Here is a 23599-nt window from a genome sequence, read left to right as displayed (position 1 = left end):
AAACAAACATGGCTGAACAGAAATCTCGAATGGAAAGAAGGAAAAAGAAACCACTGTGGCTGAAGCTATTTTTCCTGATTCTTTTATTGGGCTTGGCCGGCCTTCTGACTGGTGCTGGTGTGTTTGCATATTATGCGAACCAGGCGCCGCCTTTAAATGAAAAGGATTTGGTAGACCCGGCAGCTTCCCAAATTCTTGATAAAGACGGCAACGTCGTGGCGGCAATAGGGAACAAAAAAAGGGAACAGGTAAATTATGACGAGATTCCCGGTTTAGTAGAGGATGCCATTTTAGCCACTGAGGATGTCAGATTTTATGAGCATTTCGGCATTGACCCTCTAAGGCTTGGCGGGGCAATAATAGCGAACATAACCGAAGGGTTTGGATCAGAAGGTGCAAGCACCCTCACCCAACAAGTCATAAAACGCTCATTTTTATCTTCGGAAAAGTCTTTGAAAAGAAAAGCCCAGGAAGCATGGCTGGCTGTGAAATTGGAACAGGAATACAGCAAACAGGAAATCTTTGAAATGTATGTAAACAAAATTTATTACTCCGATAACATATACGGTATTGCCACAGCAGCAGATTACTACTTCGACAAGGAGCTTGATGAGCTCACGCTGCCGCAAGCAGCCCTGCTTGCCGGTATGCCTCAGAGTCCGAACGGTTACAATCCTTATGACCATCCCGAACGGGCAAAGGAAAGACGCGACATTGTCCTGTCGCTAATGGAAGAACATGATAAGATTACGCATGAAGAACGGATGAAGGCAGAAAAAACTCCTATCACCGAGGGACTCGTTAAACGTGATGATGGAGAACGAACTTACTTGTCCGCCTCTGATGGTTATGAAGCTTTTATAGACGTCGTGATCAGTGAGGTAGATGCCATCGGTGATTACAACATTTATGAGGATGGATTAAAGATCCACACTACCCTCGACCCTGATGCCCAATCAGCAATAGAAGATATGCTGAACAAGGAGGATGCAATTGATTACCCAGAAGACAAGGACGGGCAGCCATTCCAAGCTGGAATCACCTTGCTCGATACAAAAAATGGGGCGATTCGCGCTGTAGGTGGCGGCCGCAACTATGCCAAGAGCACCAAACGCGCCTTCAACTTTGCCACCGACACAAGCAGGCAGCCTGGTTCCGTCATCAAACCAATATTGGCTTATGGACCAGCAATTGAATATAAAAAGTGGTCCACCGCCCATATTGTGAATGACGAAGAATTCGAGTATGAAAATGGCGAGGAACCACACAACTGGGATGGAAAGTATAAAGGAGAAATTACGATACGCGAAGCATTGTGGGATTCCCGGAACATTCCGGCAATCAAAACCTTCAATGAAGCTGGACACGAAAACGCCGCCGATTTCGCAAAAAAGCTTGGTTTGAACCTGGAAGAACCGTTAATGGAAAGTGCTGCCATCGGCGGAATATCGAAAGGCACAAGTCCTCTGCAAATAGCCGGGGCATATGCCGCATTCGGCAACGGCGGAACATATAACGAGCCATACACCGTTACGAAAATCGAACAAAGAGACGGAAAAACATTGGAAACCAATCATGAAAGCCATCAAGCAATGGAAGACTATACCTCTTACATGGTTACGGATATGTTAAAAGATGTAATCAAAAAACCAGAGGCTACCGGATACAAGGCGAACATTTCCGGTTTGCCTGTTGCAGGCAAAACAGGAACCACAAACTACTCAGAGGATTCAGTTGAAAAATACAATATTCCGGAAGACAGTTCACCGGATTCCTGGTTTGCAGGTTACACGACAGATTATACCGCAGCAATTTGGACTGGTTATCAAGACAGAAAAAATCCGTTAACAGGAAATGAGAAAGATATCGCCAAAAAGATATTCAAGCATGTCATGGCCAACGTTACCGAGGAGAAAGACACGGAAGATTTCAAAAAACCGGATAGTGTCGTAGAGAAAAAGATAGAAGAAGGAACCAACCCGCCAAAGCTAGCCAGCAGTTTTACGCCAGAGGATAAAATTTCAACAGAATTGTTTGTAAAAGGAGAAGTACCAAAACAGGAATCAGATGAATTTATCCCTGAACTGCCTGCACCGGAAGGGTTGTCTGCTGACTACGATAAAGACAAAGCTACGGTCCAATTAGACTGGGATTATGAACAGAATGAAGACGACGACCGGGAGGTGCATTTTGAAGTGGAAGCTTCTGCTGAAGGGGGTTCTTCCATCACAGATAAAGAAACAGACGAAACAGAAATAACCATTCCTTCTATCAAATCGGGAGAATCTTACACCTTTACTGTCCGGGCTGTATCGGAAGAAGAAGAAAGCGATCCCGCCTCCATCGTTGTCGATACCGATACAGAAGAAGAAGACAGTACCAGCAACGGTGACAATCAAAGCAGTTCACAGCAAAGTGAAGAAACTGATTCAGATGGAGAGAACGAGGAAGACAGTTCGTCATCCAGTGAAGATGGAAACAAGGAAGAAGATACAGAAAACGAAACGGATAATCAGTCAGAACAAGAAAACGAGGAAGAAACAACGGCTGAAAATAACAGTGATCAGGACACCGCAGACCAGAATGACGATAATCAAGAAGATAACAGCGGGGCCACAGGAGAAGGTTCAGAAAATGAGGAATCCGATGAAGAAGAAAATGAAGAAGAACAGGACTCCGATTCCTCTGATGAGTCAAGTGAAAACAGTGACGAAGAAACAGATGGTGATGAAACTGAATCAAGTGAGAACAGTAATGAAGAAAACAATGGTGAAAATGAATCAAATAATAATGAAAGTCAGAATACGAATGCTAATCAAGACAGTCAAGCGGAAAATAATAATGATGCAGCAGGAGAAGACCCAGAAACCGCAGAAGAAGAAAATAGCCAAGGAGAGAGCGAGACAAATCAATCGGCTGATGCAGCTGATTCTGACAATACCGGAGAAAATGGAAGTGATGCTGCAGACGCGGAAGATTAAGACGGCTAAAAAAACAGAGAAAGGCAGGAGCCGAAAGCTCCTGCCTTTCTCTTTCTTCTATTACTTATACCGTCCACTTCGGCGGCGTATTTTTATCCCAATAAATTTCCCCTATTGTATAGTGTCCTTCAAAGCCATCCCTGTTTATATGATAATGGAAATTAAACCAATATCCTTCACCAGGACGGTTATCACGTCTTACATGAAATTTAGCTACATCTTCATCGGTCTGATTGTCGTGAATATTGAAAATACGCTCTCCATAACCACTTCCTGGTTGTTCCGTAATAACAAAATAAGGGATTTTTTCTTCTCCGGCATCTACTAAAATATCATTGACCACTTGTTCGAGCACCGGAAGAATAGTAGACGTAAACTCATCCTCCACCTTGGGATAAATCCTTGGGCCGAGTTTGGCAACGGTCCGCTCAGCAGCTTGTTCTCTGAAGGAAGCAATCAACTGACTATTGTCTGCTAATTCATCGGTTGACGTTTCCTCTTCCCTGTCCACCACACCAACGGTGACTTCAGCATGACTATCGGAATCAGATTTGGAGAATACTTCGTCTTTTTCTGCTGCGCTCGTATCCAAATAGTTTGGCGGGATGTACATACCCAGCGTCATGAACGTGATCAAGATGACAGATATTTTCTTCAACCAGAGTTTCATAGAAATGTCTCCCTTTATGTACTACTTATAGTTTATCATGTTAAGCTGAAAAGTCTATAAAACTTTTATACCATCCACTGGACATTGCCAAGACAAACACATATGATAAGGAAAACAGCTTTTGGGAGGGTTATCATGGAAACGAGCAGCACAGACTTCTTGCAAACCGCTACCCTGGGCATGGGCTGATTCTGGGGTACAGAAGCCCGGTTCGGGCATTTACCAGGAGTGGTTCGTACCCGCACCGGCTATGCCGGTGGAACGACAAATCATCCAACATATAAAACGATCGGCGATCATACCGAAATGGTTCAAATCGACTTCGATCCATCGCTTCTTTCCTATCAAACACTGCTTGAACATTTTTGGAAGAGCCATAACCCTAACCGTGACAGCTATAAAGGCCGCCAATATTTGTCTTTGTTGTTATATCAAGATACTTGTGAATTGCCGGCAATCCAGAGCGTTAAAAATAAACTGGAAAAGCAGTCATCAAAGACAATTCAAACAGAAATCGCCCCTTTTTACAGCTTCACACTAGCTGAAGAAAGACACCAAAAATACTTCATAAAAAGGTACCCAGATGCAGTGAACAAATTGCAAGAACTGTACCCTTCTTTCGAGGCCTTTAACAATGCCACCCTACCAGCCCGCCTGAACAGTTTTGTGAAAGGCTGGATCACAATGGCGGAATTGAGGTCCGAAATAAAAAACTGGCCAATCTGTGAAGCAGAGCAAGGAAAACTGCTTCATACAATAAAATCAATCCGCTGGTGAACAGATAACCAGGAAGACAGCCGGGCTGCTAATCGTTCGTTTTGTCGATTGGCAGCCCTTTCCTTTGAAACCTCTCCCTCAAGCATTATTGTTAGGCCTCGTTTTTTAGAAAGAATTCCAAGTGATTGCTGCTTTTGCACAAAAGGAAAAACTGCAGCGCAACCCTCACGTGGCTTCCTTCCCCCTTTACAGGTTTCAGAACAGGAAGCTGTTCATAGCGAAATACCCGGAGACTTCAGCGGGAGGAATGGCTTCGGTGAAATTCCACATAGCGCAAACTCGAGGAAACTCACCAGCCACCTGGAAAGCGCAGAGTATATTTCCGTAGCTCCGCGCTCCGACTCCATTAATGTGGAGGTTAGGGAGACTCATTCAAGCTATGGCACAATTTCTATCACCCACGGCAATGAACGAACAACAAAGTATGCGACGAAGGGAAGTCTTCCCTTTTTTTCGTAATACACTCCTGTTTTCTAAAATATTCTGAAACTTTCATCCATATCATGCGTAAAGTTAACTAGATGTTGTTACAAAGGAACTTTTAAGGAGGGGAAAATTTGATTGAAGTAGCCCAAGTGAGCAAGTCGTATGGCAAAATCCAGGCATTGACCAATATCGAGTTTACGATTGACAAAGGATCTTGCTTTGGTCTTGTCGGTCCGAATGGTGCTGGAAAGTCGACATTGATGAAAATCCTTGCTGGCATCTTAAGGCATTTTGAAGGTGACGTTGTCGTTGATCGATTTTCTGTAGCAAAAGAAAAACAAGCGGTCAAGCAGCTGATTGGCTATATCCCGCAGGAGCTCTGTCTGGAAGAAACATTGACAGCCAGGGATAATTTGCTGCTTTTCGGTCGACTTTACGGACTTTCAGGAAAAAACTTGAACAATCGTATTGATAACGTGTTAGAAAAAATCGGTTTGACGGAACGAAGCAAAGATACTGTACTGGATTTTTCCGGTGGGATGAAGCGTCGGTTGAACATTGGGTGTGCCCTGCTGCATGATCCTGCAATTGTTATCATGGATGAACCCACCGTGGGAATAGATCCACAATCACGAAACTCTATTTTCTCGATCATCGAGCAATTAAAAGCAGACGGCAGTACGATTATTTATTCCAGTCATTACATGGAAGAGGTCGAACAGCTTTGTGACAGAATAGGCCTTATCGATAAAGGGGTATTATTGGAAAATGGAACCATGAACAGGTTGATGGAAAAGTACGGCACCCCTTCTTTATACGTTTCCGGTGATACGATAGAAGCGGAGCACCTCCATCCCTATCAAATCGCTCCTAAAGGGGAGGGCTATTTAGTCAGCGATGCAGAGCCCCTTGCCACCTTAGAGAAGTTGCTCGTCCGTTTTCGTGAGCTTGGTCTGCAGCCACGGAGATTGGAATTGTATTACCCGAAGCTGGAGGACATTTTCTTCCAGTTGACCGGCACAAAGCTGCGCGATAACTAAACGAGAGGAGGATTCACATTGTGGGCTATAGCTCAAATGGAATTAAAAAAGAATATGCATGATAAAGGAATTTGGTTTTGGACTTTTATTTTACCGATTCTTTTCATTATTGTCTTTGTTGCTGTTTTCTCCGGTCAAGAAGGGGTTGAATATACAGAAACCGTCACCCAAATCATTCCTGGATATACCGTCATATTCACGTTTTTTATCATGATCTCTATCTTAATTACTTTCATTAAGGACCGGGAGCGCGGAATGGTCGCTCGTATTGCCAGTACTCCGCTTTCTGTCAGCAGTTACTTTATGGGCAAGTGGATTCCTTTTATGATTATCGTTCTCTTGCAAATCGCTGTTTTGTTCTTGTTCGGAGTCCTTGTTTATGACCTGCCCCTCGGTGATCCGACTGCACTCATCGTCATGTCCCTGTTCCAGGCTTTTCTCGCAACAAGCTGGGGATTGGCCATGGCAGTACTAGTGAAAACGGAAAACATGGGCATTGCGCTGACGCAAATCATTGCACTGGGAGGAGCGTTACTTGGCGGGCTATGGATGCCAATTGAAATCATGCCGGACATCATGCAGACCATCTGCAAGTTTATCCCGCAATATTGGGGATTGGAAGGCTATAAAGAGATCATTCTCCATGATGGCGGGGTTTTGGATATATGGCGGCCGATAGCCATCTTGCTTGTCGGCGGCGCAATCGGTGTACTGATTGCCATTACCGGATACCAGCGGTACTTACGACTAGCTAAAAGTTGATACAAAAGCATTCATCCTGCAACAGACGCCGGATGGATGCTTTTCCTGTTTCTTGCCCTACTTTGGCTTTTTTTGTTTTCGGAAATACTCAGATAGTTGAATTACCCGGACGTCACGCGGATGGAGCTCGTGGTAAATTCCCCTGCTGTCACGAAACGAGACATAGTCATTCCGCTCACTTTGAATTAGCTCTTCGGCCTTTTCCTGCGAATCGGCAAAGATAAACCGACGGATATAGTGTTCCTGATCGAAAAAATAGGTTACTTTAAACTCTTTCACCCCTATCCTCTCCTCACCTTAGCTTTTCTACATTTTAACAAATGAACATGGTTGATTTACAATGAAAAGAAAGAATGCAAAGCTGAATGATCCGGAGGTAGACAATGAAACAAAGAAATCGATTGACAGTTGCTGTTATAGGGGCAAGCGGAACACCAGGCGATAAAGTACTAGCCAGGCTTGCCAGGAACTACAAAGTTATAAGATTATGCAACTCACAAAATATGGAACAGAACTCTAAAAATATTTCCACACAACAATGTGATCTTTTTAACGTAGACTCTATCATAAGCGGATTGCAGGGGGCAGATTTGGCGGTATTTTTATATCCTGTTGAATTTCCTGCAGTACGTTTATCCCAGGCTTTACTGCCGGACATGGCGGTTCTGGCAGCTGACAGCTTTGCCAGGGCTGTAAGGGAGACTCGTATAGGAAAAATTATTTATATGAAGCCAAATGGGTGGATACCTTCCGGCAACCCCGCAGAGGTGGAAAAAGCGCTCGGGACTTCGGGAGTACCTGTGAAAACAATCCCCCTTCCATCGAGCCTTATCGAGATCCCAACTATATTCCCGGCCTCTACTGGGGCCGTCCGGTCTATTCAGCGTGTCAGACTGCCCCGTGGAAAAGGCGCAAAATGGGCGGCATTTTATTATACAAAATGGCTCAACCGTATAGGAAGCCCTCTGATTAAAACAGAATGGCATGGAAATTTTTGCCGCGTGCGCACTGTTCTTCTCAGTCGTCCGCTGCTCACTCTGCACTATTCAGAAGAAAACAGCTTTCCTGGCCGATCCATCTATCGCATAGCCGGAGGTCTTCTAGCAGCCAACCTTGCTGGCAGGCTGGAATTCTGCCAGCTTCCGTCAAGCAACCATTGTCTGATAGCCATTCATGAATACCAGCCATCCCTGCCCTGGTTTGTCTATAAATATAGTCAGGCAATAATCCATCTGCTAGTGATGAAACTGTTCAAAAGGCATTTGGAGAGGATCACATAGTTTATCATCCTATCCCGATAGTCGCTCTTCTTTTTCCAGGAGTTGATCCTCTTTTCCTGCGAGTCGCTCTTCTTTTTCCTTTTGTTGATCTTCTTTCCGGCATTATCGCTCTTCTTCTCGGAAGTTGATCTTCTTTTCCTGCGAGTCGCTCTTCTTTTTCCTGTTGTTGATCTTCTTTCCGGGATTATCGCTCTTCTTCTCGGAAGTTGATCTTCTTTTCCTGCGGGTCGCTCTTCTTTTTCCTGTTGTTGATCTTCTTTCTGGGATTATCGCTCTTCTTCTCGGAAGTTGATCCTCTTTTCCCGATAGTCGCTCTTCTTTTTCCTGTTGTTGATCTTCTTTCCGGCATTATCGCTCTTCTTCACGGGAGTTGATCCTCTTTTCCTGCGAGTCGCTCTTCTTTTTCCTGTTGTTGATCTTCTTTCCGGCATTATCGCTCTTCTTCTCGGAAGTTGATCCTCTTTTCCCGATAGTCGCTCTTCTTTTTCCTGTTGTTGATCTTCTTTCCGGGATTATCGCTCTTCTTCACGAACAGGAGTTGTACTTCTTTTATACACTATAAGGTCTGCCCCTTTCTTCTCTGGTTTCATCAATCTCTTTGTTCGGGTAGTAATTAATACATTCAAAATTCGATCAACAGGTTTTCATTCCCCTATTTTAAGACAAACTAAATAAAAAAACGTACTTTTGATTATCAAAGGAGGACCAGTTTTATGCATGATGTAAAAAAAATGGATTATCCGATTGCAGTTCGATATGCTTCCCGAAACTTATGGTCCGGTTTCCTGTTCGGTTTGGGCTTGATTGCTTTTATTGACGAGGCCGTTTTCCATCAGCTGCTTCATTGGCATCATTTTTATGATAAGGCTACAACGAATATCGGCCTTGTTTCTGACGGCTTTTTTCATGCTTTCAGCTGGTTCGCTACCATTGGCAGCTTATTTCTTGTGGCAGATTTACGACGTCGGAATACTTGGTATGTCAAACGTTGGTTTGGCGGAGTACTGACTGGTGCCGGACTCTTTCAGCTGTACGACGGAACGATACAACATAAGCTGTGGAAATTGCATCAAATCCGCTATGACGTTGACATTCTCCCCTATGATGTTGCCTGGAATATCACGGCTTTCTGCATGTTGCTGTCCGGCCTGTTATTACTCATTCGTACACGACCTAAAAGAATCAAGGAGGATGGATAAGCCAATGCATGATTCTTTATCCATAGTCGCCCAGCTGCTTCTGTTGCTTCCTTTCGTTCTTGCTTGTTTCATGTATATGATCGGAGTAATATATTCGGCCAGACGCCAGCGTCGTTGGTCGATTTTGCGGACATGCAGCTGGTCCGCTGGCTGTATGTTGGCAGGAATTGCCGTTGCTGGACCATTGGCGGTACTTGCTCAACATAGCTTTTTCTTTCATATGCTTGGCCATTTACTAGTAGGAATGCTTGCTCCGCTCCTAATGGTTCTCGGTGCTCCGCTAACGCTATTACTGCGTGCATTGCCTGTGTATTATGCCAGGCGTGTTTCGTGGCTGTTAAGAAGCCGCCCTTTTTCTTTGTTTACTGATCCGGCATTTGCCACCGTTTTAAATATCGGCGGACTCTGGATATTATATACGACGGGATTTTACGAAGCCATGCATCAGAGTCTCCTGCTGCACATATTTATCCATTTACATGTTTTCATCGCGGGATATCTGTTCACCGCTTCCATGGTCTATATCGACCCGACACCACACCGGGCGGGTTACCGCTATCGAGCCAGCATCCTGCTGGCAGCGCTGGCAGGACACGCCATACTGGCAAAATATCTCTATGCCAATCCGCCTGCCCAAGTCTCCACATCGGAGGCAGAAGCCGGCAGTATGCTGATGTATTACGGAGGGGATTTTATTGACGCAGTCCTCATTTTTCTCGTCTGCCTGCACTGGTTCAAGGCAGCCCGGCCACATTCTCAGCAAGCTGGGCATCCTATAACCCAATTAGACCAATAAACAACCATCCACCATTTATCTCGGTGGATGGTTGTTTCGTCCTTTATTCACTAAGAAACCGGATACATTAAGCGGAATGTCTCTTGTTCCTTACCAAAATCGACTCCAGTTCTTCCAGAGAACGGCCTTTGGTCTCGGGTACCATTTTCCATACGAACAAGGCAGAGAGAATACTCATTATCCCATAGAAGGAATAGGTCAATCCACCGCTGAATTCCATCATCGATGGATAAGTAGAAGAAATAAAATAATTGGCTGCCCACTGAGCCGCAACGGCAATCGCAACTGCCTGTCCGCGGATTTTGTTTGGAAAAATTTCTGCGATTAATACCCAGACAATCGGACCCCAAGACATCATAAAGGAAGCCGTATAAATGATAATGAAAATAAGGGTGCCAATCCCGATCGCATTAGAAAATGCCATGCCGGCTACACCGAACATTCCTACAGTCATCCCGATCGAGCCGATTATCAGCAATGGTTTCCGTCCGAATTTATCGACTGTGAAGATGGCAATGAGGGTAAAGACGACATTGACCAGTCCCATAATGATTGTCTGGAACATGGATGCATCCCGGGCAGCTCCCATGCTCTCAAAGATGCGCGGCGCATAATAAAGCGCAACGTTAATGCCGACGAATTGCTGGAAAACAGATAGCAAAACACCGATCACAATTATCCTCTTGCCAAAAGCGAATAGTTTTCCCTTTTTTTCATCAAAGGACTTTTCAATTTCAAACATCGTTGCCTTTGCCATTGTTTTATCGTAAATCTTACTGAGTATTTCCTTTGCCTTTTCATTTTGCTGCTTGGAAACAAGGTACCTCGGCGTTTCCGGTACAAAAAAGAGCAAAAAGAGAAACAGTGCTGCTGGTATTGCCTCTGATAAAAACATATAGCGCCAACCGGTTTCATTTACCCAAGCGACGGATTGCCCCTTGGCAATACCCCAATTCACAAAATAGACGACCAGCATGCCGAATATGATGGCGAACTGGTTCAGTGAAACAAGGCTTCCTCTCGTTTCGGGAGGTGCAATTTCGCCGATATACATCGGAGACACTGCAGAAGCAAGTCCGACACCGATCCCTCCAATTATCCGATAGAGATTGAAGGTCACCAACAAGGCCATCGTCGGTTCTCCTTTTGTAAAAAATAGAACCTCGGGAAATGCCGATCCTAGTGCGGAAACAAGGAATAACACGGCTGCCAGCACGAGTGAATACTTCCGGCCAAGGTTGGAAGCTAAGTAACCGGACAGAAGCCCCCCGATGATACATCCAATCAGGGCACTCGAAACCGTTATCCCATGGACAAGCGCACTGAGATTCAGATTATCGGCAAAATAAGCCTGCAATGCCCCCTCTGCACCGGAAATGACAGCAGTATCATAACCGAATAACAATCCGCCAAGTGTTGCTACCAGAGTTACAAGAATAATATAAAGCTGTTTTTGATTTTTCATTTGCTGCCGGAAAGTATCGATTTCACTCTCCGTCTCCACCCCTTTCAGCTGTAATCGCTTTCTCAGGGATATTTTATCAAGTGTATCTTTGTTTGTCCAGTAAACGAACTAAGTATGATGACTCATTATTATAATAAAATTTTATCTTTTTATAGCTTTTATAAGGCTCGCCTCCGCTTGAAAGCTAGCCACCTTCCCTTCTTCCTCCGTGATGCAGAACTTCCTCTTGATATCCTCCGGCGCCTGAAGCATCTCCTTTGATAAGGCATGTTTTTCATTATCGGGCAAGTCCATCGTTTTGCACCATTTTTCAAAATAAAACTGTTTAGGAAACCGATACAGTTCCTCCAGCTCAAACCCTTGTTCCTCAATCATCTGGACCCATTCCGATTTTTTCAAGGCACGCTGATGACTATAATCCCGGCGTTTTTCAATCTGGTTATAGAAAAAGTCCATTTTTTCTGCTTCTGGTGCTGTATTGTCGATGAGGATGAATGTACCGCTTCTTTTCAGCACCCGGTAGGCTTCCTGGACAAATGCTGCTACATTTGAAAAATGGTGGGCAGCAATTCTGCAGACAGCACTATCAAAGGATTCATCTGGAAATGACAGCTGTTCAGCGTCTGCTTCCATAAATTCTACGTTTGTATGCCCGTTTTTCTCTAGAAACGTCCGGGAAACAGCTAGAATCTCTGTGGTCAAATCGACGGCAGTCACCTTTTTCACCAGAGGAGCCAGCGTATTCGCTACATGTCCTCCTCCTGTTGCAATATCCAATACGCACTCTTCACCAGTCCAATCGATAATTGCTTTCAATTTTTCCAAATCTTTTCCCTGGGCATGAATCGTACTAGTTACATAATTGGCTGCATTTTTTCCAAACTGGGCCTGGACATCTGCTTTCGATTGATTCTCTTGGTTCATCGCTCTAGTTCCTTTCTGGATTTCATATTCCAATCCATCTCTTCATTCTAGATTCTACTCATAAATTCCTTCTACGTACCCATCGTTTCATCCTTCATGTTTAAAACCGCTGCTATTGGTAGCATAAGCAATCAGCCAGCATAAGCCAACTGCGAAAAAGATAATCCCGGCCAGTGTGTAGACCAGCGCAATACTTGTTATATCCAGCAAAAAGAACGAAATGAGCGGTCCCAATGCTGCCCCTACATCGACGATGATGGTATAGGCGGTCATCATTTTTATACGATCTGTCTTCGCCGCTGTACTAGCGGCCATTGTGTCGGATGTGGTGACAAACCCTGTAGAAATCAGCTGGAATATCAACAATGCTGGTAACAGAATGGTCAGCGAAGCAGCGTTTCCGAGCAGTAGGAAAACAAATCCGCCAGAAAACAATACGACCAACAACGACCGAACCATAGCACGGTGCGTCGTTAGTGCTTTTCCAATCATTGGAGCAACAAATGGATCCCAGCCCCAGCGTACTGCCTGTATGACACCAGCAATTGTTGCCGCCCCAACGGCAAAGCCGCCTACAGACCAGTCAGTTGAAATGTTGCCAGCTATCAATTGACTGAGCGTTGTCGCAAACAAACCAAACACCATGATGCCAACTACCCCACCAGTACCAAGCACTAACCATGTATGGACCGACCACCATTTTCTTACTGCTGACTGCGCTCCAGGCTTAGAAGAACTTTCTTGATGATTGGACGGTATGAACCAATATACTGCCGGAATTGCCAATAGTCCGATAAAAGCAAACAGGCTGGAAGTAAACAGAAAAGAGGTTTGATCAATCAACATTCCACCGGCAAGCATACCGGTCAATCCTCCGAGCCCCCATAATCCATTATATAATCCAACATACTGACCCCGATTGCTGTCATTCGACGCCTCAATCACAGACAGATATCCGCCGAGCCGAAGAAGTGACCAGGAAATCCCCCATATTGCCCGCATGAGCAGAAGCAGCCAAAAATTCGCCATCCATCCATATGAAGCCGTCGTTAATACGGCCAAGCATACCGCTATCATGATACCGGTACGTCGGTGAAAATGTTGATAAAACAAACCGATCAGTGGGTTGACCGGAAGCCGGATAAACCGATTGACCGACAGAAGCACTCCTACTTGCCACAGCGAGTCAAGTCCAGCATCCTTCCAATATATCGGCAGCGCGATCAGCAACATGGCATCCCCCAGAACAGATGCTGCTGTGATGAATGCTATTCCGATGATTTGTTTTTTTCCAACATCACTCGTTTCACCACTTCTGTGTTTGTTGGTTCCCTTTTTCATGAAATCTCCCCCCTCTTCTTAAAGTCTACATGCTAAAAAGAGGAAAAAAAGTGTATAATCGAGACAACTGTATTTCCCCTTTTACAAGAGAGGTGACAAAATGAGGTTGTTGGAACACTATCAACGTTTATACGGGATACTGCCCGACCTTGGAAAGACTCACGCTATCACCATTGGAGAGCTTGGCAAACACTTAGCCTGTACAGAACGAAATGCCAAATTGATCGTCCACCGTATGCAACAAGCCGGCTGGATTATATGGAAGCCAGGAAAAGGAAGGGGAAACACTTCCTCCATTCAGTTAATAGCTGATCTGGAAGACCTGATTCTCGCTGAAGCAAAAGAACGTAGCACCGTTTCGATGGAAGAAGGAATTCGTTTTTTACAACGGTTTTCCATCAGCAGACATACGCAGCAACTGTTTATCGACTGGTTGTTTTTCACTACTGATGGGGGCCATACGAAACAAATCGATACAATCGACCGGCTTCAATTCCCTTCTTACCGACCGCTGCCGAAACTGGATCCACTACTGGTTCATCGCCGCTCGGAAAACCATATCATGCGACACATATACAACCGGCTGGTCCGTTATGACGAAAAAGCTGCAGAACATGTGCCCGAGCTGGCGCATGCCTGGTCCCATCACCACAACGATACCGTATGGATTTTTCAGTTAAGAAAAGGGGTTCGTTTTCATGATGATAAAGAAATGACCGCAGAGGATGTATGTTACAGCTATCTTCGCCATCGGTCGGTATCCTCAGCCTATCACTGGATGTTGGACAACCTTGAAAAAGCGGAGCCGCTTCATACTTACGCCATACAGTTTACCTTTCAAAAACCGATGCCTTATTTTTTGCATCTTGCCGCAAGCATGGGTGGTAGCATTGTACCTGTAGGGAACCTTGTTGGATCACCAATCGGGACAGGGCCGTTTCAGGAAATTGAAAATACTAAAACACAATTGAGGCTCCGGACCTTTGAACATTTTTTCGGAACCCGCCCCTTCCTGGATGAAGTCATTATGTATTTTTTCCCTGAGTTGTATGACAACCAAGCCACTGATGTGGTGGAAAGTGAACGAGTCAATTTTTATCAATACCCTTACGCTTCAAAATCGACAGCAAACTTCCAGCAAACAACCGCGGTCGATCAAGGGTGCAAGCTGTTGTCCTTGAATGGCAATAAAGGAAAGCTGGCCACTGACCCATTACTGCGCAAAGCTATTTTTCATTTGTTACAACCAGAGAAATTGATTAAACAGCTGCAGGGAAATCGTTACTTACCAGCTGACAGACTTTTTCGCGATACCGAAAACGACGTCTCGTTACTTCGGAATCCCGCTTTGGCACATGAACTACTCCATGCAAGCAGCTATCAAGGGGAAACATTTCACCTATATAGTTACACAGGAGCTGGGAACGAATTGGATGGCAAGTGGATTCAACAACAATTAGCAAAAACGGGTGTGAGAGTGTCCTTACATTTTCTTCCCTATGAGGAATTGATGGAACAGAATCTCCAGGAGGCAGATATGTTGTTGGGAGAGCAGCTTGCCGACGAGAGTCGTCTCCTCACCTATTTGACCTTTTTTCAGGGAACGCACAGTTTACCCGCCCACCACCTGCCCGGCCAAAGCCGAACACGGATTCAACAGATTATTGCTGAAAGTCTTTCAGAGAGGGAATGTGTTTACGGATTACAGCAGGAAGAAGCGAAGTTGTGCACCCACCATCATTTCCTTTTTTTATATCGATTAGAGCAGTTCGCCATCTATCCGCAAAACGTAGAAAGAATTCAGCTGAATGCACTGGGGTGGGTCGATTATACACAACTCTGGTTTAACCACTTATCGGCAAGAAAGGAGAGCAAAAATGAATGAACAGACGATGTTATCCATCATTAGCCAACATCTTCCCTGGTTAACCATTGAAACAACCAGCTTCAACTATTCAGGCTGGGACCATGACATTATCATTATAAATGAGGAGCTTGTCTTCCGCTTTCCCCAAAATCAAGCCGTCCGCCGCCATACCGAGCGGGAAACCGCCCTGTTGAAAGCAATCGAGAAAACGAGTCCGCCGTTGCAGGTCCCCAACTTTCAGGTGATTCGGGATAAGCAAGGCAGAACCATTGCTGTATATTACCCGCTTATCAAGGGAGAGGCTCTGACAAGTCCTCAACATGCTGCACTGATTTCTAATCAAGACAACGCAAAGCTGCTTGGCGAATTTCTCAGTAAGCTGCACGAGATTCCTGCCAAGCAAGTTGACAGTCCCCTTTTGACTATTCATACACAGGAGTACTGGCAGCGGTTATTTGATTCAGTCGAAACGCATATCCTTCCCAATTTAGCTGAAGACGAAAGCATGATCGTCTCTAATTTTTTTCATGGATTTCTACAAGAAACTGAACAACAACCAATCCAACAAGCTTGGATTCACGGAGATTTATCTGCAAACAATATAATTTTTAACAAGGAATCCGGACTGGTTACCGGTATCATCGATTTCACTGATTCCCAGTACGGGGATCCAGCCTTTGATTTTGCCGGATTTTATTGGGATTTCGGACCGGCCTTTACCCGCCAGGTACTGCGGTATTATTCAGGGAGGGAACCTGTTGCACATCTTTTCGAACGTATCCGGAATTTCTATGGTCTTCAACCCGTCTTTCATGAATTGCTATATCAAGTAAAAAAAGGACAAATGGTGAATTGGCCGACTGCCCTGGAAAAATTCAAGCGGTTAAAAAAAATGCAAGCCACTTCAGACCACTCATTCGATTAGCGTATTTCCGCTTCGTGGACTTCGTGATGGTAATATTTTTGGTGAATCTGTTGGAAAGCAGCGATCGCCCGGTAAAACGGACGGTTATAATTGCCGTTTCCCTCAACCGTCCAGCAGGTAGCCAACACACTGTGGCAGAATCCCCATAATACAAAGCGCTGCTTATCAAGCTTCAGAAATTCCGAGAAAATCTGTATCCGTTTGTCGATGACAGAAACAGGATCTTCTTCCGGAAGCTTGTTTAGTAAAAATTGTATCAAGTCGTACTCCCGTTCTCCGATTAAGCCTTTGGGGTCAATCGCTTTCCATTTCTCTTCTCCGTCTTGCAGGATATTATAATGATGGAAGTCACCGTGTAACAGCCATTGCTTTTTCCTTGTCCTGTGTAAACGGTTAAAGGTCTGCTGTGCCTCCAGCAGTGTCGATCGGCTGATCGGTCCGCATCCAGCTGGATAATAGGAAACAATTTTTGCCAAGGACGCCGTCCGGTCCTCTGTGGTCGGGAGCGTTGTTTCGCCCAGTGGTTCTCTTGTCAGCTGCTCAAACACATCCGCCGCAATCCGGCAAGCTTTATCCTCCTCTTCTACCTCAGCCAGCGTTCCACCCGGTTCCATTCGTTCTAAAAGAAGGGCTCCCAGGTTCTCGTCAAAAGCTATCAATCGGACCATTGCCGGGGATTCCAATTGCCGAAGCGCTTCCAACTCACAAGTAAATTCTTCCCCTGGAACCGACAGCTTTACGACCAATTTTCTTCCATCTTTCCCAACTGCAGGTGCAACATAGTTGATTGACAGCTCGTATGGTTTCATCATCTCCACCTGCCAAGTTTGCTCACATTGATGGCTTATTTCCGGCAGTCGTTCCAGCCACGCTTCGCCTTCCTGTTTAAAGTGATGCTTGATATTTTTGACAAAGCGCTCCTGTAAGAGTGTCCTGTTCCATCTGTTTTCAAACAAGGATATCGGCACCTTTAATCCAGCGTCCGATTGTCGCTTGTTTCAAGAAGGAGGGTTTGGCAGCATACTCTCGGATGACGTCACGGATGTACTCCGGTTTGAACACAGGGTTACGGTTATCGGCCAGAACCGGATAGCCTGACCCTCGCTGCAAGTAATCCGAGCTGGCCACTGTGTACCAAATTTCATCCTCGATCTCCCGGCCGGCAATGGTTACCTTGATGAGACGATTGCCGTCATGCACAGCTGTCGCTCCGGAAATATGCAGTCTGCCGGCATATTTACCTCTGAACCCCGGACCTCTGCCATCTGCCAGGCAAACCTGAGCATCCAGTGACTGCTCCACCGCAGCTTTTAACGTTTTTCCCTTTATCTCAAAGGACGTCGGATTTAATGGAGAAGGACAGGTTTCGATCAGTTTTTTCTCCGATACGTGCTCAAATATACCTGCAAGGGCGATACCGCTATTGATCAAGCCGATATCGGTCTGCAATAAATCTTTCAACCCGTCGGCGATTAAATTCGACAACGGGTTTTCCTCTACAACATCATGCCATAGCGGCTGCTTCAATGTGTAAAGGGGCTGACTTAAATTTTTAACTGCTTTTTCTTTACTGTTTGCCAGTATATCGGTAATGCTACTTGATGCTTCAGCCTTATCTGTAGAGAGCATGCTACTGTCGGTCAAGCAGACATTCCCGTTTTCTACCATTAACTCCAGAACGCCTACATGTTCTCCAAATGACCCAGCACTGTTGCAAATCGTGCCATTTATAAGCCTCGGTTCGGCATAAAGCTGGTGGTCATGAGCGGATATCAGAACATCAATTCCTTCGACTTCTTCTGCAAGCTTTTGATCTGCGGTCGTTCCGATATGGCTTAATACCACACAAAGGTCAAACAATCCTTGCCTTCTTTCCAATTCTGTTTGCAATGCAGTTTTATAGTCGGATACATGGATACCGAGCCCGTCGTTGAATTCCTCCAAATTTGGAGACGAACCGGTTACCAAGATGCGTAGCCCATTTTTTTCGATGATTGTGCTACTAACCACTCCCTCAATCGGGGACAGATCTTTTTTCAAAAGATTGTTGCTGATAAATGGAATCGGACTGTTTCCTGCCATATGTTTCAGTGTCTCCATACCATTGAACATTTCATTGTTTCCGATGGTCAATGCATCGTATCCAGCTTCTGTCAACAACTCGATTGCTGCCTTTCCTTTTGTTCCCTGTAGTTCGATGCTTTTGAAATCGGCAAAGTCGCCGCCGTCCAGCAGTAAGGTATGTTCATCCTTCTGCTGTCGGATCAGTGACACGGCTTTGGAAAAGTTGTCAAAATGACTGTGCAGATCATTGGTATGTATGATTTTAAGCTTCATTAAATATCCCCCTTTTATTACTGTTATTCTGGCTATTTTTTAATACGGTTGCTATTACATAAAAAGATAGAAACTGCAGCGTAACTACCAAGAGACTTCTCCCATTCATCAGGCGTTGAGCTGAAATGTGCGCTGCAGAAATAGCCTACGCTTTCCGCGGGCGGCTGGTGAGTTTCCTTGAGCTTGAAAGCTCTGCGGGATCTCACCGAGGCCTTTCCTCCCGTGGGAGTCTCCGAGTATTTCGCCAGGAACAGCTTCCTGTTCTAAACGAATATACTGGCACATTTTTCTCTTGATTCACTTGATACTACCTGAAACTTCTTGTCAAAAACATAGCTAAGAAAGCAAGCTGAAAATCCAAGAGAAGAAGAAAAGCGAATAGAAGCACACCTTTCCTGGCAAGCGTTTATAAGATGTCTATGTCTAGTTGTTCTTAAGGACAGGACTCATAAGTAAAGCTCTGTAGCTGGTATCCTTGATCCAAGGAAGCAAAGAAGGTTGTTCACGTAATACCCTGGCTGGATTCGTGCCCAAGGAAAGCTAAGTATTCTGCCGCAGCGAGGTTTCGCACTTATCTATCACCAGAATAAGAGAGCTAGTTCGTAGTTTCTATCAACTTACACAAAGTGCAACTAAGCATGTGAAAATGGCCTGTCCTTATAATAATTCATAAAAAACTCCCAGAATTCCTGATAAAAAAACGGTCCGCTCCTTATAAAAAGGGACCGCTTTCCTGTACTTCACCATAAAATTTTCAACGCATTGATAGCTAACGTTCTAGTACTCGTTATATGCTTCCATAACGAGGTGGATTGATTAGCATGTGTATCTTCTTCTACTGTTTTACTCTTCACTTTTCGATTCTTGTTTTTTTCTTTTAAATCATTTTTTCGCTGACTTTTTTCTCCCTTAATTAGTATTGCAGGAGATTCGTTGCCTGAATTTGTTTCTTTTTTAGTTCTGCTGGCCGTTTTTCTCGGTTGCGTAAAACTTTTCATTTCCACTTTTTCTGGCGGTTGAAGGTCTTTTTCATCCATTTTCAAGGTCACAGCTCTTCTTCCCATTGATCGCCAATTTTCCTTGAATAGTGCCCGATCGTACACTTCCTCTTGGCCAGTATATGGGTCGTTGACGATAACATGTTCTTCATCAAAACCAACGATAACAACAGCATGCTCATAACGATACCAATCTATTTGTTCGCCTTCTTCATCTACCCATGAAGTACTATGATAGGTTTTTTGCTGGTTAATCGTAGTCCATGCCATCACAGGCTTTCCAGACTGGATGACATCCAAAATCGCTTGAAAATTTTTTCCGGTTAAATCAACTGCCCTTCCAGGCATAATCTGATCAATCGTATGTAAGATAGGTCCCTCAAAGACTCCAAAGCTGCCTTCCTCCGAATATGGGTCGCCAACAAATTGAAAGTGGGGATTTGCTCCCACAGCTTGTCCATCTATTTCTCTGACCTTCTTCCCTTTCGGCAGCCTTTCTACTACTTCAAACTTACTTATTTCGACTCCACCCCAATTTAACAGCATTGCCAGTGCTGTCGATTCACAGCCTGTTGGAAGTTCGGGGTATTGATCGAAAACCGGTATTCCTTTTATCCGAACTCCTGACGCCTGGACGTGTTTACTTTTAGAAAAATAGAAACTAGTCATAAAAAGCATAACCACCACCGTTACAATCATTAACTTCCTAACGTTTTTCCCCACTAAAAAAATCCTCTCTACTATCTTTTCTAGTCTCATAGAATCAATTTTAAATAGTATTTTTTATCTATTTTAATGGTAATAAAAAGAATATCCTTTCCCGTTTATACTATATTACTTGTCTAGTTATTTCCACCCTTTTTCCAAATTTTATAAAAATTCCTTCCTTTTTGGGAGACTCTCTTGGCGAATTTAGTCTTTTGGTAAAATAGAATAGAAAGAAAAACAGAAAAACAAGTGTTATTTTTATCTCAGTAACTTCGTCAAAAGGACAAAAGAGCAGGCGCCTGTTTAAAGGAGTACAGGCTAAAGCCGCCACGTCCTGTGGCAACGCCTGCATGACCCACATCGTTTGGGCCTCCGACAAGCTTAAGAACAGCCTCGGCGTGGCGCTTTTTGCCACACAGAGGGTGGGCTTAAGACCTCGAGGGGGTAGGCGCTGGAGCTGGACGTGGCTGGTTCAGCCAATAATAATCCACAGACAGTTAAATTTATAATTTCCTATATAATAAAAAAAGCCATCCCACTGAAATGCATCAGCAGAATGGCTCTTTTTTCGGTTATTTTTTGTATCCGTCTACCACGACGTCTAGTTTTCCGGTATCAGGTGCAATGACCAATCCGTGCACTGGCACATCGGAAGGCAGCATCGGATGATGCTTGATGGTTTTGACACTGTGCTTGACACTGTCTTCCACCCGATCAAAACCTTGTAAAAACTGATCAAGATCTATACCGGAATGCTCCAGTGTCGTCAACGTTTCTTCACTTACCCCACGTTCTTTCACTTTGTCCAACATCGATTCAGCGTTTAGACTGGACATGCCGCAGTTATGATGGCCGACAACAAATACCTCGTCTGCTTTCAGTTCATAAACAGCTACGAGTATGCTCTGCATAACGCTGCCAAACGGATCAGCGACAATTGCTCCAGCAGTTTTAATGACTTTTGCATCTCCATTTCCGATATTCATCGATTGTGGAAGCAATTCGACGAGACGGGTATCCATGCAGGAGATGATGACCGCCCGCTTATTTGGGAACTTGTCTGTTTGATATTTTTCATAGTCCTTGCTCTCGACAAACTGCTCATTGTGCGCTAAAATTTCTTCCAGTAATTTCATATTGGTCCCTCTCTTCTTCTATTATATGTACTAGATTAATTATAAAAGGTCTTTGGTAAAAAATAAAATGAATAGGTATTTATTTCTCCACCCAGTAAATAGGAGGTATCCGTAAAAACACCTCTACTTCACCTTCTTCCTATTAAAAATAATCCCTCCCTATCAATATTTGCAAGCTATTGCCTGAATTTTACTTTGACATTTTAACTAGATAGAAATAATATGGTAAAGGTAATAAAAGGAGGTTGCTTATGACTAGCGAGAAAAAACAGAAAATTGTGGACAGCGTACCTCAGAAAGGCTTTTTTGGTCACCCGAAAGGTTTGTTTACGCTATTTTTCACTGAGTTTTGGGAACGTTTTTCCTACTATGGAATGCGAGCGATTCTCGTATTTTACATGTACTACGAAGTATCCAGCGGTGGATTAGGCCTGCCGGAAAGCACCGCGCTTGCTATTATGTCTATTTATGGATCGCTTGTATATATGTCGGGGATAATTGGAGGCTGGCTTGCCGATAGAGTCCTCGGTACTTCAAGAGCACTTTTATATGGTGGAATTTTGATTATGTTCGGGCATATTGCCTTGGCAATCCCAGGCAGCATTACATTGTTCTTTGTATCAATGGTGCTGATCGTCTTGGGAACAGGTTTATTGAAACCGAATGTTTCTACCATGGTCGGTGAGATTTATAGTGAGGAAGACCAGCGTCGTGATGCCGGCTTTAGTATTTTTTACATGGGCATTAACCTAGGTGGTTTTCTTGCTCCATGGATTGTCGGAACATTAGGAACAGAAGTTAACTTCCATCTAGGTTTCGGTGTAGCTGCAGTCGGAATGTTTTGTGGATTAATGGTTTATATCTTTACGAGAAAGAAGAACCTAGGTCTTGCCGGAAACTATGTTGGTAATCCTCTGTCAGCAGAGGAAAAGAAAAAATTCACTAAATGGTTGGTACTGGCTGCTATAGTGGTCATTGTGCTTATCGCTTTTACTATTCCAATGGGACTGCTTACTTTTGACACGTTTATCGGATTGATCGGCGTGCTTGGTATTTTGATTCCTACTACTTATTTTGTGGTCATGTACCGTAGTCCGAAGACAACAACTGTTGAACGGTCAAGGATTATCGCATATATTCCCCTCTTCATCGCTTCGGTAATGTTTTGGGCTATTCAAGAACAAGGATCGACAATCCTGGCTAACTATGCCGATCAGCGTACGCAATTACAATTCGCAGGTTTTGATATTTCTCCGGCTTGGTTCCAGTCACTGAATCCGTTGTTCATTATCTTCCTGGCACCTTTATTTGCCTGGTTATGGGTCAAGCTCGGTGATCGCCAGCCGTCCGTACCAAAGAAATTCTCTTTAGGTCTGTTGTTTGCCGGTTTGTCGTTCATCGTTATCCTGGTACCCGGAGCAATGAGCGGAGATGCATTAGTCAATCCGTTATGGCTGGTACTAAGTTACTTTATCGTGGTGCTTGGTGAATTGTGCTTATCTCCAGTCGGATTGTCAGCCACCACGAAATTGGCGCCTGCGGCATTCTCAGCTCAAACGATGAGTCTGTGGTTCCTGTCCAATGCAGCAGCCCAGGCGATCAACGCACAAATTGTTAAATTCTACACCGACGAAACCGAAACACTTTACTTTGGTATTATCGGTGGATCCGCATTGGTACTAAGCTTGTTGCTGTTCCTGCTTTCCCCTGTCATTCAAAAGAAAATGCAAGGTGTCAAGTAACAGCAGCGTTTATTTAGTAACTGTCCACACAATAAATTTTTTGATAATTGTTAACAAAAGCGGCTTGGCGGTCTGAGCGTCGAGCCGCTTTTTATGTAACTCCGCCTTATGCTGCCTATTCTATCTCCCCGTTCCTCCACTGCTGTATGTCTTTCTAAGCATTTCGCTTACCTCCCCTGGTCGAACAAGGGGATGGCGCTTTTTCACTTTTATTTCCATGCATAC

The 23599-nt window shown here is 44.4% G+C and carries 20 protein-coding genes and 1 pseudogene; 10 read left to right on the top strand and 11 right to left on the bottom strand.

The features are described from left to right. The first annotated feature begins 8 nt into the window (after nucleotides 1–8). Nucleotides 9–2981, top strand: coding sequence for a penicillin-binding protein 1A (locus ERJ70_RS06025; RefSeq protein WP_209367896.1), 2973 nt, complete (start codon nucleotides 9–11; stop codon nucleotides 2979–2981). 64 nt (nucleotides 2982–3045) lie between these two features. On the opposite strand, the gene ERJ70_RS06020 is transcribed toward ERJ70_RS06025, so the two are convergent. Next, complete coding sequence (locus tag ERJ70_RS06020; RefSeq protein ID WP_209367894.1) at nucleotides 3046–3651, bottom strand: YpjP family protein; 606 nt, start codon at nucleotides 3649–3651, stop codon at nucleotides 3046–3048. A gap of 201 nt (nucleotides 3652–3852) precedes the next feature. Here ERJ70_RS06020 and ERJ70_RS06015 point away from each other — a divergent pair. The 3 genes and pseudogenes from ERJ70_RS06015 to ERJ70_RS06005 all read left to right on the top strand — a co-directional run. Next, nucleotides 3853–4428, top strand: a pseudogene (locus tag ERJ70_RS06015) (peptide-methionine (S)-S-oxide reductase MsrA); the annotation flags it as partial. Between the two features lie 557 nt (nucleotides 4429–4985). Next, the gene (locus ERJ70_RS06010; protein ID WP_209367891.1) at nucleotides 4986–5894 is read left to right on the top strand and encodes an ABC transporter ATP-binding protein; all 909 of its coding nucleotides are present in this window, start codon (nucleotides 4986–4988) and stop codon (nucleotides 5892–5894) included. Between the two features lie 18 nt (nucleotides 5895–5912). Beyond that, on the top strand, nucleotides 5913–6656 hold the full coding sequence (locus ERJ70_RS06005; protein WP_209367889.1) for an ABC transporter permease: 744 nt from the start codon (nucleotides 5913–5915) through the stop codon (nucleotides 6654–6656). A 57-nt stretch (nucleotides 6657–6713) separates the two neighbouring features. Here the strand turns inward: ERJ70_RS06005 and ERJ70_RS06000 are convergent, their stop codons facing one another. After that, on the bottom strand, nucleotides 6714–6935 hold the full coding sequence (locus tag ERJ70_RS06000) for a hypothetical protein (RefSeq protein WP_209367887.1): 222 nt from the start codon (nucleotides 6933–6935) through the stop codon (nucleotides 6714–6716). Between the two features lie 104 nt (nucleotides 6936–7039). Between ERJ70_RS06000 and ERJ70_RS05995 the strand changes: the two genes are divergently transcribed. Further along, nucleotides 7040–7936 carry a Rossmann-fold NAD(P)-binding domain-containing protein gene (locus ERJ70_RS05995; protein WP_209367885.1) on the top strand — a complete coding sequence of 299 codons (897 nt, stop codon included), beginning with the start codon at nucleotides 7040–7042 and terminating at the stop codon, nucleotides 7934–7936. 184 nt (nucleotides 7937–8120) lie between these two features. On the opposite strand, the gene ERJ70_RS05990 is transcribed toward ERJ70_RS05995, so the two are convergent. Beyond that, nucleotides 8121–8285, bottom strand: coding sequence for a hypothetical protein (locus ERJ70_RS05990; protein ID WP_209367884.1), 165 nt, complete (start codon nucleotides 8283–8285; stop codon nucleotides 8121–8123). Between the two features lie 364 nt (nucleotides 8286–8649). Here ERJ70_RS05990 and ERJ70_RS05985 point away from each other — a divergent pair, with 364 nt between their 5' ends. After that, a complete protein-coding gene (locus tag ERJ70_RS05985) occupies nucleotides 8650–9135 on the top strand; it encodes a DUF2243 domain-containing protein (RefSeq protein ID WP_209367882.1) in 486 nt (161 codons plus the stop codon). Nucleotides 9136–9139: 4 nt separating this feature from the next. Beyond that, nucleotides 9140–9931 (top strand): cytochrome c oxidase assembly protein, encoded by a 792-nt coding sequence (locus ERJ70_RS05980; RefSeq protein WP_245208130.1) that lies wholly within the window; start codon nucleotides 9140–9142, stop codon nucleotides 9929–9931. 67 nt (nucleotides 9932–9998) lie between these two features. Here ERJ70_RS05980 and xylE read toward each other — a convergent pair whose 3' ends face one another. From xylE to ERJ70_RS05965, 3 genes are all read right to left on the bottom strand, one after another. Then, complete coding sequence (gene xylE / locus ERJ70_RS05975; protein ID WP_209369163.1) at nucleotides 9999–11396, bottom strand: D-xylose transporter XylE; 1398 nt, start codon at nucleotides 11394–11396, stop codon at nucleotides 9999–10001. A gap of 141 nt (nucleotides 11397–11537) precedes the next feature. Beyond that, on the bottom strand, nucleotides 11538–12320 hold the full coding sequence (locus ERJ70_RS05970) for a class I SAM-dependent methyltransferase (protein ID WP_209367879.1): 783 nt from the start codon (nucleotides 12318–12320) through the stop codon (nucleotides 11538–11540). Nucleotides 12321–12407: 87 nt separating this feature from the next. Continuing rightward, nucleotides 12408–13661 carry an MFS transporter gene (locus ERJ70_RS05965; RefSeq protein ID WP_209367877.1) on the bottom strand — a complete coding sequence of 418 codons (1254 nt, stop codon included), beginning with the start codon at nucleotides 13659–13661 and terminating at the stop codon, nucleotides 12408–12410. A gap of 100 nt (nucleotides 13662–13761) precedes the next feature. Between ERJ70_RS05965 and ERJ70_RS05960 the strand changes: the two genes are divergently transcribed. Together ERJ70_RS05960 and ERJ70_RS05955 are read left to right on the top strand one after the other, a co-directional pair. After that, nucleotides 13762–15546 carry an ABC transporter substrate-binding protein gene (locus ERJ70_RS05960; protein WP_209367875.1) on the top strand — a complete coding sequence of 595 codons (1785 nt, stop codon included), beginning with the start codon at nucleotides 13762–13764 and terminating at the stop codon, nucleotides 15544–15546. Continuing rightward, nucleotides 15539–16453: a phosphotransferase gene (locus ERJ70_RS05955; RefSeq protein WP_209367874.1), complete on the top strand. Its 915-nt coding sequence runs from the start codon at nucleotides 15539–15541 to the stop codon at nucleotides 16451–16453. Before ERJ70_RS05960 ends, ERJ70_RS05955 begins: the two co-directional genes overlap by 8 nt. Here ERJ70_RS05955 and ERJ70_RS05950 read toward each other — a convergent pair. The 5 genes from ERJ70_RS05950 to ERJ70_RS05930 all read right to left on the bottom strand — a co-directional run bounded on the left by ERJ70_RS05950 (nucleotide 16450) and on the right by ERJ70_RS05930 (nucleotide 21632). Further along, the gene (locus ERJ70_RS05950; RefSeq protein ID WP_209367873.1) at nucleotides 16450–17409 is read right to left on the bottom strand and encodes an aminoglycoside phosphotransferase family protein; all 960 of its coding nucleotides are present in this window, start codon (nucleotides 17407–17409) and stop codon (nucleotides 16450–16452) included. The genes ERJ70_RS05955 and ERJ70_RS05950 overlap by 4 nt on opposite strands. Further along, complete coding sequence (locus ERJ70_RS05945; protein ID WP_209367872.1) at nucleotides 17402–18790, bottom strand: bifunctional metallophosphatase/5'-nucleotidase; 1389 nt, start codon at nucleotides 18788–18790, stop codon at nucleotides 17402–17404. Before ERJ70_RS05945 ends, ERJ70_RS05950 begins: the two co-directional genes overlap by 8 nt. A 740-nt stretch (nucleotides 18791–19530) precedes the next feature. Further along, nucleotides 19531–20511, bottom strand: a complete 981-nt coding sequence (locus ERJ70_RS05940; RefSeq protein WP_245208129.1) for a C39 family peptidase — start codon at nucleotides 20509–20511, stop codon at nucleotides 19531–19533. A gap of 106 nt (nucleotides 20512–20617) precedes the next feature. Beyond that, complete coding sequence (locus ERJ70_RS05935) at nucleotides 20618–20857, bottom strand: hypothetical protein (protein ID WP_209367871.1); 240 nt, start codon at nucleotides 20855–20857, stop codon at nucleotides 20618–20620. 211 nt (nucleotides 20858–21068) lie between these two features. Beyond that, the gene (locus ERJ70_RS05930; RefSeq protein WP_209367870.1) at nucleotides 21069–21632 is read right to left on the bottom strand and encodes a beta-class carbonic anhydrase; all 564 of its coding nucleotides are present in this window, start codon (nucleotides 21630–21632) and stop codon (nucleotides 21069–21071) included. 251 nt (nucleotides 21633–21883) lie between these two features. On the opposite strand from ERJ70_RS05930, the gene ERJ70_RS05925 reads away from it, so the two are divergent. After that, complete coding sequence (locus ERJ70_RS05925; protein ID WP_209367869.1) at nucleotides 21884–23374, top strand: peptide MFS transporter; 1491 nt, start codon at nucleotides 21884–21886, stop codon at nucleotides 23372–23374. The last annotated feature ends 225 nt before the right edge of the window (nucleotides 23375–23599 follow it).

Origin of the sequence: Sediminibacillus dalangtanensis, assembly GCF_017792025.1 — a bacterium.
GTDB lineage: Bacteria > Bacillota > Bacilli > Bacillales > Amphibacillaceae > Sediminibacillus > Sediminibacillus dalangtanensis.
Note: the sequence above shows the minus strand (reverse complement) of the source record. Positions and strands in the feature narration are given on the sequence as shown.